Origin of the sequence: Maricaulis sp., assembly GCF_048268525.1 — a bacterium.
GTDB lineage: Bacteria > Pseudomonadota > Alphaproteobacteria > Caulobacterales > Maricaulaceae > Maricaulis.
Window position 1 is genome coordinate 1 of record NZ_JBLWVH010000006.1, and the last position, 14,755, is coordinate 14,755.

Consider the following 14,755-nt stretch of genomic DNA (forward strand, 5'->3'; position numbering starts at 1 on the left):
TCCCGTCCGGACCGACCGCGACGTCCTGAATCCCGCCCCGGCGGCCGCAGCCCTGACGCGCGCCCCGGGGGCCGACGCCCCGACGCCCTGACAGGCGTCGCCCTGACGCCCGCGGCCCCGGCGGAAACCGTCCGGATACGCGCCGGCCTGACCGTCGTCGCCCCGACGTCCGTGGACCCGGCTCTCACCGACCTGGCGGCCGGCATGACTGGCGGCAATGGCGTGACCGCGACGATCGTCGCGACCGCCGGCGCTGGGAGCGGGCGCAACGGCGCTACAATTTCTATCGCGACCAACGCCGGCACCAGGCCCAGCGCCGCTGGATCCGCCACATGAACCATGGCTGGTCGAACTCGCGCTATTACGGCAGCTGGGGACCGTCGAGCCGCTGGCGCTACAACACGCGCTATTACGACTATGGCTATTCCAACCGCCAGTTCGCCTATTATGACGGCATCTGCCGCTACAATAACAATGGCGACGGCGCCGTGGTCGGAGCCCTGCTGGGCGCCATCATCGGTGGTGCCGCGGCTGGCGATGACAATGTCGGTGCGGGCATCCTGCTCGGCGCGGGCTTCGGCGCCGCCCTGGGCAGCTCGGTCAGCCGTTTCGATGATTGTGACCGCGCCCAGTATCACTACGCGATGAACTATGCCTTCGAGTACGGCGAGCCCTATTACTGGGGCAATCCCTATTCCGGCGTGCGCGGGGCGATCATCATCCGCGAGACCTATTACAATGCCGGCGTCGAATGTCGCTGGGGTGATGCCGAGATCTACATGCCCGACGGCACCTATAATTACGACCGTGTGCGCATGTGCCGGGACGCCTATGGCGACTGGCAGGTCTCGCAATACCAGTAGGCCACTGGCCGAAAGACCGGTGACCCTGTGTGCGTGGGGTCACAAAGGAGAAAGGCCGATCCAGCCGGGTCGGCCTTTTTCTTGCGTATTGTTCATTGTGCCGTTCATGTGCGGCTCATCGACGGCGCGCTAGACCTTGGATCAACACCGGCGATATCCGTCGGGCAGCCCCAAGTCGGAGGTAGAGATGAAACTGCTGACCCCCACGCTTCTCGCCGCAACGGCACTGAGTGTCGCCCTGCCGTCCATGGCCCAGGCCCAGAGCTATCAGGCCCAGAATTATCAGGACTGCGAGTCCGAACGCCAGGGCCGTCAGGTCGCCGGCGCCATCATCGGTGGCCTGCTCGGCGCCGTGATCGGCAATGAACTCGCCGATGACAGCAATAATAACCGCCACAGCCGCGACAGCCATTTTCGTCGCGGTGGACGCGGTGGACATGGCAGCTGGGGCCGCGGTCGTGGCAATCGCTATCAACACCGTGATCGCGGCAATGCCGAGGAAGTCGGCACCATTGCCGGCGCCGGTGTCGGCGCGGTGATCGGGGCCGGCATCGCCGGTGGCGGCGACTGCAACACAGCGCCGGCCAGCCCGCAAAACCCCTATCCGGGCAAGCCAGGCGGCTATTACGACAACAGCGCCTACAACCAGAATGACGCCTACTATGACGACCAGTATCAGGCCGGCTATGACGACAGCGCCTATTACGACGACAGTTACGGCTCGTCCGGCGAGTTGCTGGGTGGCGCCGAACGCGCTGACCAGGCCCGCACCTACAATGCCTCGGCCTATGACGGCCAGTCGCAGAGCAGCGCCAACTATCAGGTAAACTCGGCCACCGGTGCCTGTCACTGGTCGCAGACCCGCCGCATGGACGCCTACGGCCAGACGGTCACCGACCAGGTCTATATGTGTCAGGGCAGCGACGGCATCTGGCGCCCGGCCGACACCTACGGTCAGTAGGTAGCCGCGCCCCCGACAACACGTCACAGGGGATTCAGGTTTGAAGACAACGGCTGGCGGCGATAAGGTATTCCCTGTTGCCGTCGCCGCCTTCGATCGGACTCTCCATGACCGCGTTTACCGAAAAGCCTTCCAGGCCTTCTAAGCCTGCCCGTACGGCCGCGACCGCGTCATCGCGAGCGTTTTCGCTTTTCACCAGACCGCCCTTGCCGATCAAGGCCTTGCCGACCTCGAACTGGGGTTTGATGAGCGCGATCAAATCGCTCGTCGCGGCACTCAGCGCCAGGGGCCGGGCGATGACCTTGAGCAGCGAGATGAAGCTGGCATCGCAGACCACCAGCGAGGGCGGCTCGGAAAACATCTCCGCCGCCAATGACCTGGCATCGGTCGCCTCCAGCGAGGTGACCCGCCGGTCGGCCTGAAGCGAGGCGTGCAGCTGGCCCCGCCCGACATCCACCGCATAGACATGCCGCGCCCCGCGCGACAGCAGGACTTCCGTAAAACCACCCGTCGATGATCCGACATCGAGGCAGACCCGGTCCGCCGGATCCACACCAAACCCGTCCAACCCCGCCACCAGTTTGAGCGCCGCCCGCGACACCCAGGGATGCGCCGCCTCGGCCACGATCTGCGCCCCGTCCGCGATCTTCTGCGACGGCTTGGACACCTTGATCCCGTTCACCGACACCTTCCCCGCCGCAATCGCCGCCTGCGCCCGCGCGCGTGTGTCGAAATGACCGTGTTCGACGAGATAGAGGTCTGCACGCATGGGCGGGGTCCGGTTGGGGTTGGTTGGGAGGCCAGTTTAGCGAGGGCCGCGAGGTGGACCAGTTTGCGCTGCATGAAAGAGAGCCTTCCCCTTGATGGGGAAGGTGGGCCGGCGCGTTGCGCCGGGTCGGATGGGGTGAAACGCGTAGCGTTCCGTCCCCGACCGCCCATCACCCACTCCGTCTGGCCGCTACGCGCCCAGCCACCTCGCCCATCAAGGGCGAGGACCTTGTCTCCTCCCCCTTCCCGGTTTGCCAAGCCCGCTGTCTGTGCTATCGCCTCGCGCACCGCTGCGGCGTGGCCCTTTGCCGGGCAGCGCTGATCACACCACGCGTTTCCACCCTTTGCTGCCTGGCGCAGCCAGACACCGCGCTGACCGCGTCCACAAGCCGGGATGCCCGCGCGAACGAACGGATATCATCATGCGACTGCCCAGCCTCGACCCGGCCATGTTTGACCAGATCCGCCGCACCTGGTTTTTCAACCTGCGTGGTGATGTGCTGGCCGGCATTGTGGTGGCGCTGGCGCTGATCCCGGAAGCGATCGCCTTTTCCATCATCGCCGGGGTCGATCCGCGGGTTGGCCTGTATGCCAGTTTCTCCATCGCGGTGATCATCGCCTTCACCGGCGGTCGTCCGGGCATGATCAGCGCGGCGACTGCGGCGACGGCCGTGCTGATGGTCACCCTGGTGCGCGAGCACGGGCTGCAATACCTGCTCGCCGCGACCGTGGTCGCCGGCCTGCTGCAGATCGGCGCCGGTTTCCTCAAGCTGGGCGACCTGATGCGCTTTGTCTCGCGCTCGGTGATCACCGGCTTCGTCAACGCGCTGGCGATCCTGATCTTCATGGCGCAATTGCCGGAACTGACCAATGTCAGCGCCTTCACCTATGTGCTGGTCGCTGCCGGCCTGGTGATCATTTACGGCTTCCCCTACATCACCAAGGCCATCCCCTCGCCGCTGGTCTGCATCATCGTGCTGACCAGCCTGGCGCTCTTCTTTGGCTGGGACAATGTCCGCACGGTCGGCGACATGGGCGAGCTGCCGACCACCCTGCCGGTCTTCCTGATCCCCGACATCCCGTTCAATCTCGAGACCTTGATGATCATCCTGCCCTACTCGGCCGCCGTTGCCGCCGTCGGTCTGCTGGAATCGCTGATGACGGCCCAGATCGTCGATGATCTCACCGACACGCCCAGCGACCGCAATCGCGAATGTATCGGTCAGGGCGTTGCCAACACCGTGACCGGTTTCTTCGGCGGCATGGCCGGTTGCGCCATGATCGGCCAGTCAGTGATCAATGTGAAATCCGGTGGACGCGGTCGCCTGTCTGCGCTGACCGCCGGCTCGGTGCTGCTGTTCATGATCCTGGTGCTGGGTGACCTGGTCGCGCAAATCCCGATGCCGGCCCTGGTGGCGATCATGATCATGGTCTCGGTCGGCACCTTCTCGTGGAGTTCGATCCGCAATCTGCGGGAGCATCCCAAGAGTTCCAGTTTTGTCATGATCGCGACCGTGATCGGCGTCGTCGCCACCCACAACCTGGCCATTGGCGTCGGTGTCGGTGTCCTGCTCAGCGGCCTGTTCTTCGCCTGGCGGATCTCCCGCGCCTTTTCGGTCACCAGCGAGGTGTCGACTGACGGACGGACCCGCACCTATCGCGTCGATGGCCAGCTCTTTTACGCCTCGACCGAGGACTTCCTGCGTGCCTTCGACTTCAAGGATGCGGTCGACACCGTGATCATTGACCTGGGACAGGCGCATGTCTGGGATCTGTCCAGCGTCGCCGCGGTCGACATGGCCGTGCTGAAATTCCGTCGCGAAGGCGCCGAGGTCCAGCTGCTGGGCATGAACGAGGCCAGCAAGACGCTGGTCGACCGTCTGGGCATTCACGACACGCCCGGCGCACTCGACAAGCTGATGGGCCATTAGGAGCGATTGCCATGACCAAACTCATCCTTCTCGTCGACGGTTCGGCCTATGGCGAAAGCGTCTGTGATCATGCCGCCTGGGTCGCCGCGACCATGGGCGCCGAGATCGAGCTGCTGCATGTACTCGGCCGCCGCGACACGCAGAGCCTGCCGACCAACCTGTCCGGCTCGCTGGGCTTTGGCGCCAAGCACGACCTGCTGGACAAGCTCGCTGCCCATGACGAGGAACGCGCCAAGCTGGTCAAGGAACGCGGCCGCGCCATTCTCGATGCGGCGGCCTCCTATCTCACCGACAAGGGCGTGTCCGAGATCTCCCTTCGCCTGCGTCATGGCGATCTGGTCGAGGCGCTGCAACAGGTGGAAGGCGAGGCCGACCTGATCCTGATCGGCAAGCGCGGCGAGGCTGCCGACTTTGCGGCGGAGCATCTCGGTTCCAACCTGGAACGCATTGTCCGCGCCGCCCACAAGCCGGTCATGGTCGCCTCGCGCAAATACGCCCCGGTGACACGGGCGCTGATTGCCTTTGACGGCGGCGCCAGTGCACGCAAGGCCGTCAGCCACATCGCCGGCGGCCAGCTCTTCAAGGGCATCCCGCTACACCTGCTGACGGTCGGCAAGGACGACGCCAGCCGCGTCGACGGCCTGGAAGCCGCCGCCGAGGACCTGCGCGCGGCCGGCCACACCGTTACCACCGCCATCCGCGCCGGCGACCCGGACAAGGTGATTGTCGACTATGTCGAGGACGAAGCCATCTCGCTCCTGGTCATGGGCGCCTACGGCCATTCGCGCATGCGCAATCTGGTGATCGGCTCGACCACCACCGACATGATCCGCAACTGCCACGTGCCGGTAATGCTGTTCCGGTGACGCTGTTCCGGTAGAGACGTTTGTCATCCCCGTCGGATGTCCGGCGAAAGCCGGACGCAGTACGGGCAACTGTTTTGATCAGGCCTGGAATGGGCGTTGGTCGCGGATGATAGCGTTGAGGGTTATGAGGAGTTTTCGGGCGACGGCGATGAGGGCGAGTTTTTTGGGTTTTCCGGCGTCGAGCAGGCGCTGGTAGACGCGTTTCATCCGGGCATTGAAGCGGCTTGCGATCAGGGCGGCCATGTAGAGCGCGCGCCTGACACGGGATCGTCCGCCCTGGATCCGCCTTTGCCCGCGCACGGTTCCACTGTCGCGGTTATAGGGTGCGAGCCCGGCCAGCGCCGCGATGGCACCGGGTCTGCGGCGTCCCAGTTCGGGCATCAAGGCCAGCACGGTGTGTGTGGTCTGGATACCAACGCCGGGCACGCTGAGCAGGAGTTCGGCCTCGCCGCGCAGGGTGTCGCTTTGCGCGATCTGCCGGGCGATCTCGTCATCCATGGCGGCGATGGCTGTGTCGAGCCAGTCCAGATGGGATTGCAGGCTTTCGTGCACGATAGCATCGGCGTTCTGGCTCTCTTTCAGCCTTGTTCGCTCACAGGCGCGCTGGGCGACGAGCTGGTCGCGACGCCGGCCCAGTTCAACCAGGCGCTCGCGATCCGGCTCGGACCGGGCTTGCGGCGTAGGCGCAAGACGTGAGCCGATCTCGGCCAGAAGCGCCGCGTCGATCCGGTCGGTCTTGGCCAGCTGCCCGGTGGCTTGGGCATAGCGTCGCGCCTGAACCGGGTTGATACGGCTATAGACAAGCCCGGCCGCCTCGAGGGCGTCGCGCAAGACCCGGTCATACTCACCTGTGGCCTCGAAGACGATCAGGCGCGCGGGTGTCACGCTCGCACTCCAGTGCGTGACGGCTTGCGGCGTGTTGGCGATACGGGCAAAGCCCGCGGAAGGGTCAAAAATGTCCAAAAAGGCATTGGACACGTCGATCCCGATGCTCGATGGGTATATGGTCATGAGGTCTGTCCCTGTGATGCGACGTCCGCTGTGAACGGCGTCGTGCAACTGTTCAGACTAAACGCTGGGTACGCGCGAAGGGGCCAAACCCGCTCACGGCTTGCCAAGGCAGCCAGGGACCTAACGGCCTCCTTCGCGCAACCATCTTACACCATCGCAAAACACAGGGACCTAGCTGCCTGCAACATATAGGTCCCGGACTTGCGCCCCGCCTGCGCGGGGCGTCCATCCGGGATGACAAAATATGGGCCGTAAAAGCAAAGCGCGCCGGCGCACACCCCGCCTTACATCACTTGCCGGGAGACAGCCGTATCCGGTTCTTGAGCTCAAGGGGAATCCCGCGAAGCGGCGCCTGCGGCGCCCTTGACCTCAAGAACCGGATACGGCCCGCTGGCTGACAAGTGATGTATGGGTTGATGGGCGCGGCGCGCGGGACAATTGGTGTGTGTCCCTATTTTCCTCCGGTGACGCTGTTCAGATTGAGAGGTCTGTCATCCCCGTTGGATGTCCGGCGAAGGCCGGACGCAAGACGGGGACCTCACTGACGGCAACATACAGGTCCCGGACTTTCGCCCCGCTATCGTGTAACAGTTCCACACACTTCCAAAGACATTCCTATCGGCACTTTGCGCAGCATTTTTAGGCAGGCAAGTTGGCCGTGGCCTCCCGGTTCGAAAGATTTCGCATAACTGTTCCGCGAAAACTTGTTTTTCCCTCATTCATATTTTGTGTATATGTTGTGTATGGGACGAAGAGATGCCAAGGGCCAATATCAATGGTCCGGCCCGGTGAAAGGGAGTTGTCAGATGAGCGGCTTTTTTGTTGCGTTCGTCCATGAGGGCGACGCTGGTAATTATGGAGTGTCCTTCCCGGATGCGCCGGGCGCTATCGCCGTTGGTGGTAGCGTTGGAGAGGCCCTGGAGGCGAGCCGCAAGGCCCTGCGATCCCACATGAACGCTATGGAGGATGAGGGTTTTGCTGTGCCAGTCGCTCGCGAGATTGATGAGGTCCTGGCTGATCCCGAATTCGACGAGGATCGTGCCGAGGCGCTGCTCGTGGCGTCAGTCGCTCCGGCCCCGAAAGTAGGCAAAAGCGTTCGGATCAATATCAGTGTTGATGAGTTTGTTCTGGAACGGATCGACACGGCGGCTGAAAAGTCTGGTCTGACCCGTTCGAAGTTCTTGGTCGAGGGCGCGTTGCGCTACGCTTGAGAGCTAAGCAAACGTTTGCGTAGACGATCGGCCCCGGCGCTGCCGGGGCTTTTTTTTCGCGAAGTGGGGGCGCGGGGCGGGAGGGCTATGCGTCGCCTAATTGCCTTTATACATTGTGTATTCGCCGTCACAGGGCACTCAACAAAAATCGGTGCGAAATCGGTGAGAGGCACCTATTTCACACGTTCAACCGCCTCTACCCAGCAATCAACGCCGCCGCGACGCGCTCCGCAGCCGCATCGTCCTTGCCCATGGCTTCCAGCGCCTTGGCGGCGATGTGGCGGGCGTTGAGGCCGGCGGTTTCGTACATGTCGAAGGGGGCTTCCTGGTCCTGGAAGACATCCGGAAGGGTCAGGGTGCGGACGCGCAGACCGCGATCAAGAGCGCCCTTGTCGGCCAGCATGTGCAGGACGAAGGCGCCAAATCCGCCGACCGCGCCCTCTTCCACCGTGATCAGGACTTCGTGCTCACGCGCCAGGCGCAGGATGAGCTCCTCGTCCAGCGGCTTGGCGAAGCGGGCATCGGCGACGGTGGTCGAGAAACCCTGGGCGGCCAGCGCGTCGGCGGCCTTGAGGCTTTCCTCGAGACGGGTACCGAGAGACAGGATGGCGATGCGCGAGCCTTCGCGGACGATGCGGCCCTTGCCGATCTCCAGCGCCTCGATCACGTCCGGAATGTCCACCCCGGTGCCATTGCCACGCGGATAGCGGAAGGCCGACGGGGTGTCGTCGATCAGCGCCGCGGTTTTCACCATGCGCGAGAGTTCCAGCTCGTCGGCGGCGGCCATCACGACCATGCCTGGCAGGGCACCGAGATAGCCAAGATCGAAACTGCCGGCATGGGTGGCGCCATCGGCACCGACCAGACCGGCCCGGTCGATGGCAAAGCGGACGGGCAGTTTCTGGATCGCCACATCGTGCACGACCTGGTCATAGCCGCGCTGCAGGAAGGTCGAATAGATCGCCGCGAAGGGTTTCATGCCGTCGGCGGCGAGGCCGGCGGCGAAAGTGACAGCGTGCTGTTCGGCAATGCCGACATCGAACATGCGGTCAGGGAAGCGCTGACCGAACAGGTCCAGACCGGTGCCGCCCGGCATGGCCGCCGTGACACCGACAACGCGGCTGTCGGCCTCGGCTTCGCGGATCAGCTGCTGGGCGAAAACCTTGGTATAGGACGGCGCCGCGGCCTTGGATTTTTGTTGCTCGCCGGTGATGACGTTGAACTTGGCGACGCCATGATACTTGTCGTCAGCGGCCTCGGCGGGGGCATAGCCCTTGCCCTTCTGGGTCACGACATGGATCAGGACCGGACCGTTGTCGCCGTCGCGCACATTGCGCAGGACCGGGACCAGCTGGTCGAGATCATGGCCGTCGATCGGGCCGACATAGCGAAAGCCCATCTCCTCGAACAGCGTGCCACCCATGGCCATGCCGCGCATGTATTCCTCGGCCCGGCGCGCCGCCTCCTCGACCCGAAGCGCCTTGGCGACGCCCTTGCCGAGCTTGCGGATGGAACGATAACCCTGCGAGGAGACCAGGCGGGCGAAATAATGGCTCATCGCGCCGACCGGCGGGGCGATCGACATGTCATTATCGTTGAGGATGACAATCAGCCGGCCACCGATATGGCCGGCATTGTTCATCGCCTCATAGGCCATGCCTGCCGACATCGAGCCATCGCCGATGACCGCGATCACATTGCGGTCCTCTTCCTTGAGGTCGCGGCCGACGGCAAAGCCGAGCGCGGCCGAGATCGAGGTCGAAGCGTGGGCGGCACCGAACGGGTCGTACTCGCTCTCCGAACGCTTGGTGAAGCCGGACAGGCCGCCGGCCTGGCGCAGGGTGCGGATGCGGTCGCGGCGACCGGTCAGGATCTTGTGCGGATAGCACTGGTGGCCGACATCCCAGATCAGCGTGTCGGTCGGCGTGTCGAAAACATGGTGCAGGGCGGTCGTCAGCTCGACTACGCCGAGGCCGGCGCCCAGATGTCCGCCGGTGACGGAGACCGCGTCGATGGTCTCGGCCCGCACTTCATCGGCCAGCGTCTTGAGCCGGTCGAGCGGCAGATTCTTGAGATCTGCCGGTGTGTTGACGGTGTCGAGGATCGGGGTTTTCGGTGCCATTGGCATGCGGCCTTTCACGAGCGCCGCGCGAGGATGAAATCGACGGCCTCTCTCAAAACATCTGCCCGCGCACCAAAAGGATCAAGGTGTTCCTTGGCCTGTGCGGCCAAGTGCCGCGAACGGTCACGCGCGCCCTCAATGCCCAGAATGGTGACAAAGGTGGCTTTTCCTTGACCGGCATCCTTGCCGACCGCCTTGCCCGCTTCATCCTCATCGCCCGTGGCATCCAGGAGATCATCGGTGATCTGATAGGCCAAGCCGAGATCGTGGGCAAACCCTTCCAGCGCCCGGCGTACAGGATCGTCGACATCCTTGAGGATGGTGGCGGCTTCCACGGCGTAGGAAATCAGCGCCCCGGTCTTCATCCGGTGCATGCGGGTGACGACGGAAATGTCGAACTGCTCGGTCTCGGCGCGGATATCGATCATCTGCCCGCCCACCATGCCATAGGGTCCGGACGCACGGGACAAGCGCTCGACCAGACGGGCCCGGACACTGCCGCGCTGATGGGTGTCGGGATGGGCGAGGATCTCGTAGGCGATCGACTGCAGGCCGTCGCCGGCGAGGACCGCGGTCGCCTCGTCATAGGCCTTGTGGACAGTCGGACGACCACGCCGCATGTCGTCATCATCCATACAGGGCAGGTCATCATGGATGAGTGAATAGGCGTGGACGCATTCCAGCGCGCAGGCGGCCCGCAGGGCACCGCGCTCGTCGGCATGGACGAGATGACCGGCCTCGATGGTCAGGAACGGGCGCAGGCGCTTGCCCGGCCCCAGGGCCGCATAGCGCATGGCGGAGTTGAGGTGGGCTTCCGGCCCTTCGGCGCGCGGCAGCAATGCATCAAGCGCGACCGTCACGCGGTCGGCATGCTCATTGAGTCGCTGTTCGAAATTCTCCATCGGCCCTGCCTGTCCTGTCCTCTGCGTCGCGTCATCCGGGACGCGAGCCCGCTGCCGCGCCTAGTGCAGCCGCGAGCCATCCGGCACCGTCTGGTCCGGGGCCATCAGCACGATCTCTCCCTTGCCATCAGAAACACCGAGAGTCAGCACTTCTGAGCGCATCGGGCCGATCTGGCGCGGCGGAAAATTCACCACCGCCAGCACCTGCCGGCCGATCAGGGCGTCGGGTGAGTAGTGTGTCGTGATCTGGGCCGAGGATTTTTTCGTCCCCAGATCGCCGCCGAAATCGATCCACAACCGGATCGCCGGCTTGCGGGCCTCGGGAAAGTCTTCGGCCCGCACCACGGTTCCGACCCGGATATCCAGCTTGAGAAAATCCTCGATCGACGCGAGGCCGGACGGGTCGTCCGTCATGCCGGATCGAGCCCGGCGGGTTCGGTTGCCGGCTGGCCATCCTCGCCGCGAACGATCTTCTCGACCTTCAGCTCGGCGCTTTTCAGCTTGCTGTCACAATAGGCCCGAAGCGCGGCGCCGCGCTCATAGATCTCGATCGAGCGCTCCAGTTCGACCTCGCCGGATTCCAGCTGGCGCACGATGCCTTCGAGTTCGGCCAGCGCCGCCTCGAAGCTCAGGGTCGCAATGTCGGCATGCGCTTCGGCGGCCATGATCTCTCTCCGTATCCGGTTCGTGACGATCCCGGTCAGGCCCGGTCACGATCACAATTCGCGGTCACCATAGGAACCCGGCGGCAGGGCCGCAATCGGTGCGTCAGTCGCCGCGATACTCATAGCGGCGCCAGGACCAGTAACTGTCTCCGCCATCGCGGACACAGACCCAGCCGGCGGCCTTGAGGTGCGGCCGCATCATGCGGTTGAACCAACCATGGGCGCAGCACACGACCGGTCCGCTCCCGGCAGCCTCGATCAGCCGGGCGACTGCGCGGGCAGCGCGCGCATCCGCCTCGACGCGGCTTTCCCGGCCGCGCGACTGGCCCAGCCACCAGGTACAGCGGGCAAACACGCCCCAGGTCTTGGCCATGAAGCGACCGGGCCATGGCGGCGGCGGCAGCTCGGCCTCGACGAAATCGTCCTCGATCACCAGCTCACGACCCGGCGCCACCGCCTGGGCGGTCTCGATGGCCCGGCGAAGGGTCGAGGCAAAGATGGTCCGGGCGTCGGCAGCCTGAGCCTTCAAAGGCTCTGGCGCGACCTGCCCCTCGACCAGCGGTGCCGGTTGATAGGTGTTGTCCCACCAGTCCTCATAGCCGCGCCAATCCATCATCGCCTCGCGATTGGCGAGCGGCTGGCCGTGGCGGGCGATGGTGATGTAGCCGCGCCGCGCGGCGCCGGTGGTGTCAATCTCGGTCATGCAATGTCACGGTCACGCGCGGGGGCCAGCGCGGGGCAAGCTCGGCAGCCGGCACGCCCCTTCGCAGCCTGGCACAATTCGGATCTCACGCCTGTGACAGCGCGTCGACAAATGCCGCCGCCGACCGCCCCAGCGCGGGACAGTCGTAGCCACCCTCCAGCACGGAAACAAGACGGGAAGCGCCAAATTCTCGGGCAATGCCAGCCAGCTGAGCGGCGGCCCAGGCATAGTCATTGCTGCGCAGGCCCCAGCCGCCGACCGGATCGTCCGCATGCGCATCAAATCCGGCCGAGACCAGAACCAGTTGCGGGCGCGCCTGGCGCAGGGCTGGCAGGACCTGTTCCTCGAACCGCTGCCGCCATTGCGGACCGGTCACGCCATCGGGCATCGGGCAATTGAGGACATTGCCATTAATGCCGGTCTCGCCCTCCCCGCCCGTCCCCGGATAGAGCGGCGCCTGGTGCAGTGAGGCGAAAAACACCCGCGCCTCGCTCTCGGCCAGGCATTGCGTGCCATTGCCGTGATGGACGTCGATATCGACAATGGCGACCGAGGTCAGGTCATGCACCTCCAGCGCGTGGGCGGCGGCAATGGCGATGGTGTTGAACAGGCAAAATCCCATCGGACGGTCAGGCTCGGCGTGGTGGCCGGGCGGGCGGGCCAGCACGAAAGCCGCGCCTCCGGCCTCGTCCGCGATCACCTGGTCGACTGCCGCGACCGCAGCGCCGACCGCGCCCAGAGCGGCCGTGACCGAGCGATCACAGACCAGCGTGTCCGGGTCGAGCGCCACCCACTGGCCGTCCGGCGCATCGGCACAGGCGGTCAGGACCCGGTCGACATGGGCGGCACTGTGAAAGCGCGCCACATCGGTCATCACACCGGCCGGCGCCTCGCGCCAGTCGCAGCCCGGCAGGGCCAGCAATGCCTCACGCACGGCCTCATAGCGACCGACATGTTCGGGATGACCGGGCGGGACGGCGTGGAGCCGGCTGGCGGGACTGTCGAAGATCGTGGTTTTCATGGCCGCCAGTGTGCGGTGATCACGCTGCGCTGGCCAGTCCCGACACTGCCTGCCTGGCCCATAAATTCAAGCCGCAACGGTGGGCGCGCCCGGACGGGCCGCGCTTGGCAGGAGCACGACGTCTTCCATGAACTGGCTGTAGTCACACAGGATTTCCTCACCCGGATGAATGTCACGGCGGGCCTCGCCATTGCCGTCGGCGCGAAAGTCGATATTCGGCTCGGCGGCATGGTTGAGAAAGCGGGCATGGTCGCCATCGAGCAGATAGCCGTTGAGACTGCGGTCGAAATAGGCGTAGCGCCGCATGTATTGGCGATAGATGTGCGGGCGCTCGGCCAGCTGGGCCTCGGTCAGGATCAGGTCGACAGCCGGGTCGAGCACCCAGACCAGTGTGCCGGCGGGGATGGATTGGGCGGCGAAGACTCCAAGCCCCTCCAAAGGGCTGGGAGCCAGGTAGGTGTCCACGAGAAGCATGAATGGGTCACTCCGGCCGGCCGCGTCGACGGCTGGCGAAGGATCAGCGGCAGCTCATCATCTGAGCCCGGCCGCAGAGTGCGACGCTCCAACTCCCATATTGGCGAATTCTGGAAAAGCGCAAGCGGGATTTTCGTGCCGCAATGCGGCCCGCAGTTGCCGGTCAGAAACCGTAGGGCGAGCCACCCTGGATCCAGGCTATGGCAAAGCCGATGGCCACGCCGGCTATCACCACCACACTGATCCAACCACCCCCTGATCGCGTCCGCATTGCTCCGCCCCTCTCTGTCCTGTTTTGACAAGGCCGACGCTAATGGTGAATCGGATTCATACAATGCCAAAGTTGTGTTGTGCGACAAGGGCTTACACAGGGTGTGACGACCATCACACCCTGTGCAGGGCCGTCGTCAGGGAGCAGTGGCTCCCTCAATGGCGCCGGAGGATTTGCCCCACCAGTGCCGGGTGTTGATCCCTGCGAAGAGCAACCAGAACGCCACAACCCATTCAAACAGGGCGCCCGGAATGAAGAACAACATGACGTGCTCCCTCACGGACGGGAAGAGGATGATCACACCGGCCAGCGTTCCGATCATGAAATAGGTGAACATGCCCCAGGCCGCGAGCCAGCGCGGGATGAAGCGCGCCCGAAAAAACAGGGCAAAATAGAGGACACCGCCAACGGCCATCGGGATCAGCAGCAAATAGATCGTCGACCCGTAGACGTCGCGCAGGAGCGTCACGAGCGCCGACCGCTCCTCACCGGAGAAGCCGGGACTCAGATCGGGATTCACGACCGCGGCAAACGCGGCATATTTGAAGACGATGAAGGTTGCGCCCATGGCGCCTTCGATCAGCCGGCAAAAAGCACCGACCAGGGCCGTGCCCTGGCTCACCGACCTCAGCACGGCATACATGGCGGCGGCAGACACGACGACGAAGATATACATGACCATCTCGGCCAGAAATCCGGTCCGGAACAGGAATTCGTCGCGCTCGAGCGGCGCTTCGCCGCTCAGAAGCGTACTCAGCCCGGGTAGCGGTCCAAAGGTGATGTACACCCCCGCGAGGGTGTAGATGAGATAGGACAAACCAGCCAGCCGTGCCATGCGGCGCGCTGATTGTTCAGAGTGTTGAATTGCAGACATGGCGTGAGCGTCTCCGTCGACCAAGCAGTGAACCAGGCCGGTGCGGTCACCGGCCCCCCGGTCATGCGGGAGGTAGGCCTGCCTGTCGTCCGAATGGGGCCATTCGGACATC

The 14,755-nt window shown here is 64.5% G+C and carries 15 protein-coding genes and 2 pseudogenes; 7 read left to right on the forward strand and 10 right to left on the reverse strand.

Annotated features, from left to right (window positions below):
* The 3 genes and pseudogenes from ACN0X9_RS04680 to ACN0X9_RS04690 form a co-directional block, all read left to right on the forward strand.
* Positions 1-336 (forward strand): annotated as a pseudogene (locus tag ACN0X9_RS04680) (hypothetical protein); the annotation flags it as partial.
* Positions 333-863 (forward strand): hypothetical protein, encoded by a 531-nt coding sequence (locus ACN0X9_RS04685; RefSeq protein ID WP_417486457.1) that lies wholly within the window; start codon positions 333-335, stop codon positions 861-863. The pseudogene ACN0X9_RS04680 and the gene ACN0X9_RS04685, both read left to right, overlap by 4 nt.
* Before the next feature lie 187 nt (positions 864-1,050).
* Positions 1,051-1,824, forward strand: coding sequence for a hypothetical protein (locus ACN0X9_RS04690; RefSeq protein ID WP_417486458.1), 774 nt, complete (start codon positions 1,051-1,053; stop codon positions 1,822-1,824).
* A gap of 34 nt (positions 1,825-1,858) precedes the next feature.
* On the opposite strand, the gene ACN0X9_RS04695 is transcribed toward ACN0X9_RS04690, so the two are convergent.
* Positions 1,859-2,593, reverse strand: a complete 735-nt coding sequence (locus tag ACN0X9_RS04695) for a TlyA family RNA methyltransferase (RefSeq protein WP_417486459.1) — start codon at positions 2,591-2,593, stop codon at positions 1,859-1,861.
* Positions 2,594-3,041: 448 nt separating this feature from the next.
* Here ACN0X9_RS04695 and ACN0X9_RS04700 point away from each other — a divergent pair, with 448 nt between their 5' ends.
* Together ACN0X9_RS04700 and ACN0X9_RS04705 are read left to right on the forward strand one after the other, a co-directional pair.
* A complete protein-coding gene (locus ACN0X9_RS04700) occupies positions 3,042-4,523 on the forward strand; it encodes a SulP family inorganic anion transporter (RefSeq protein WP_417486599.1) in 1,482 nt (493 codons plus the stop codon).
* Positions 4,524-4,534: 11 nt separating this feature from the next.
* Positions 4,535-5,389, forward strand: coding sequence for a universal stress protein (locus ACN0X9_RS04705; RefSeq protein WP_417486460.1), 855 nt, complete (start codon positions 4,535-4,537; stop codon positions 5,387-5,389).
* A gap of 78 nt (positions 5,390-5,467) precedes the next feature.
* On the opposite strand, the gene ACN0X9_RS04710 is transcribed toward ACN0X9_RS04705, so the two are convergent.
* Positions 5,468-6,400, reverse strand: coding sequence for an IS110 family transposase (locus tag ACN0X9_RS04710; RefSeq protein ID WP_417486461.1), 933 nt, complete (start codon positions 6,398-6,400; stop codon positions 5,468-5,470).
* A 584-nt stretch (positions 6,401-6,984) separates the two neighbouring features.
* Between ACN0X9_RS04710 and ACN0X9_RS04715 the strand changes: the two are divergent.
* Together ACN0X9_RS04715 and ACN0X9_RS04720 are read left to right on the forward strand one after the other, a co-directional pair.
* A pseudogene (locus tag ACN0X9_RS04715) lies at positions 6,985-7,089 on the forward strand (type II toxin-antitoxin system HicA family toxin); the annotation flags it as partial.
* 117 nt (positions 7,090-7,206) lie between these two features.
* A complete protein-coding gene (locus ACN0X9_RS04720; RefSeq protein WP_417486462.1) occupies positions 7,207-7,611 on the forward strand; it encodes a type II toxin-antitoxin system HicB family antitoxin in 405 nt (134 codons plus the stop codon).
* Between the two features lie 196 nt (positions 7,612-7,807).
* On the opposite strand, the gene dxs is transcribed toward ACN0X9_RS04720, so the two are convergent.
* The 8 genes from dxs to ACN0X9_RS04760 all read right to left on the reverse strand — a co-directional run bounded on the left by dxs (position 7,808) and on the right by ACN0X9_RS04760 (position 14,643).
* Positions 7,808-9,733, reverse strand: coding sequence for a 1-deoxy-D-xylulose-5-phosphate synthase (dxs, locus tag ACN0X9_RS04725; protein WP_417486463.1), 1,926 nt, complete (start codon positions 9,731-9,733; stop codon positions 7,808-7,810).
* Positions 9,734-9,747: 14 nt separating this feature from the next.
* Positions 9,748-10,635: a polyprenyl synthetase family protein gene (locus ACN0X9_RS04730; RefSeq protein ID WP_417486464.1), complete on the reverse strand. Its 888-nt coding sequence runs from the start codon at positions 10,633-10,635 to the stop codon at positions 9,748-9,750.
* A gap of 60 nt (positions 10,636-10,695) precedes the next feature.
* The gene (locus tag ACN0X9_RS04735) at positions 10,696-11,049 is read right to left on the reverse strand and encodes a tRNA-binding protein (protein ID WP_417486465.1); all 354 of its coding nucleotides are present in this window, start codon (positions 11,047-11,049) and stop codon (positions 10,696-10,698) included.
* On the reverse strand, positions 11,046-11,300 hold the full coding sequence (locus ACN0X9_RS04740) for an exodeoxyribonuclease VII small subunit (RefSeq protein ID WP_417486466.1): 255 nt from the start codon (positions 11,298-11,300) through the stop codon (positions 11,046-11,048). The genes ACN0X9_RS04735 and ACN0X9_RS04740 overlap by 4 nt, the downstream gene beginning before the upstream one ends.
* Positions 11,301-11,403: 103 nt before the next feature.
* The gene (locus ACN0X9_RS04745; protein WP_417486467.1) at positions 11,404-12,003 is read right to left on the reverse strand and encodes a histidine phosphatase family protein; all 600 of its coding nucleotides are present in this window, start codon (positions 12,001-12,003) and stop codon (positions 11,404-11,406) included.
* A gap of 85 nt (positions 12,004-12,088) precedes the next feature.
* Positions 12,089-13,024, reverse strand: a complete 936-nt coding sequence (locus ACN0X9_RS04750; protein WP_417486468.1) for a histone deacetylase family protein — start codon at positions 13,022-13,024, stop codon at positions 12,089-12,091.
* A 66-nt stretch (positions 13,025-13,090) separates the two neighbouring features.
* Positions 13,091-13,498, reverse strand: coding sequence for an SET domain-containing protein (locus ACN0X9_RS04755; RefSeq protein ID WP_417486469.1), 408 nt, complete (start codon positions 13,496-13,498; stop codon positions 13,091-13,093).
* A gap of 407 nt (positions 13,499-13,905) precedes the next feature.
* Positions 13,906-14,643, reverse strand: a complete 738-nt coding sequence (locus ACN0X9_RS04760; protein ID WP_417486470.1) for a DUF4386 domain-containing protein — start codon at positions 14,641-14,643, stop codon at positions 13,906-13,908.
* Between the last annotated feature and the right edge of the window lie 112 nt (positions 14,644-14,755).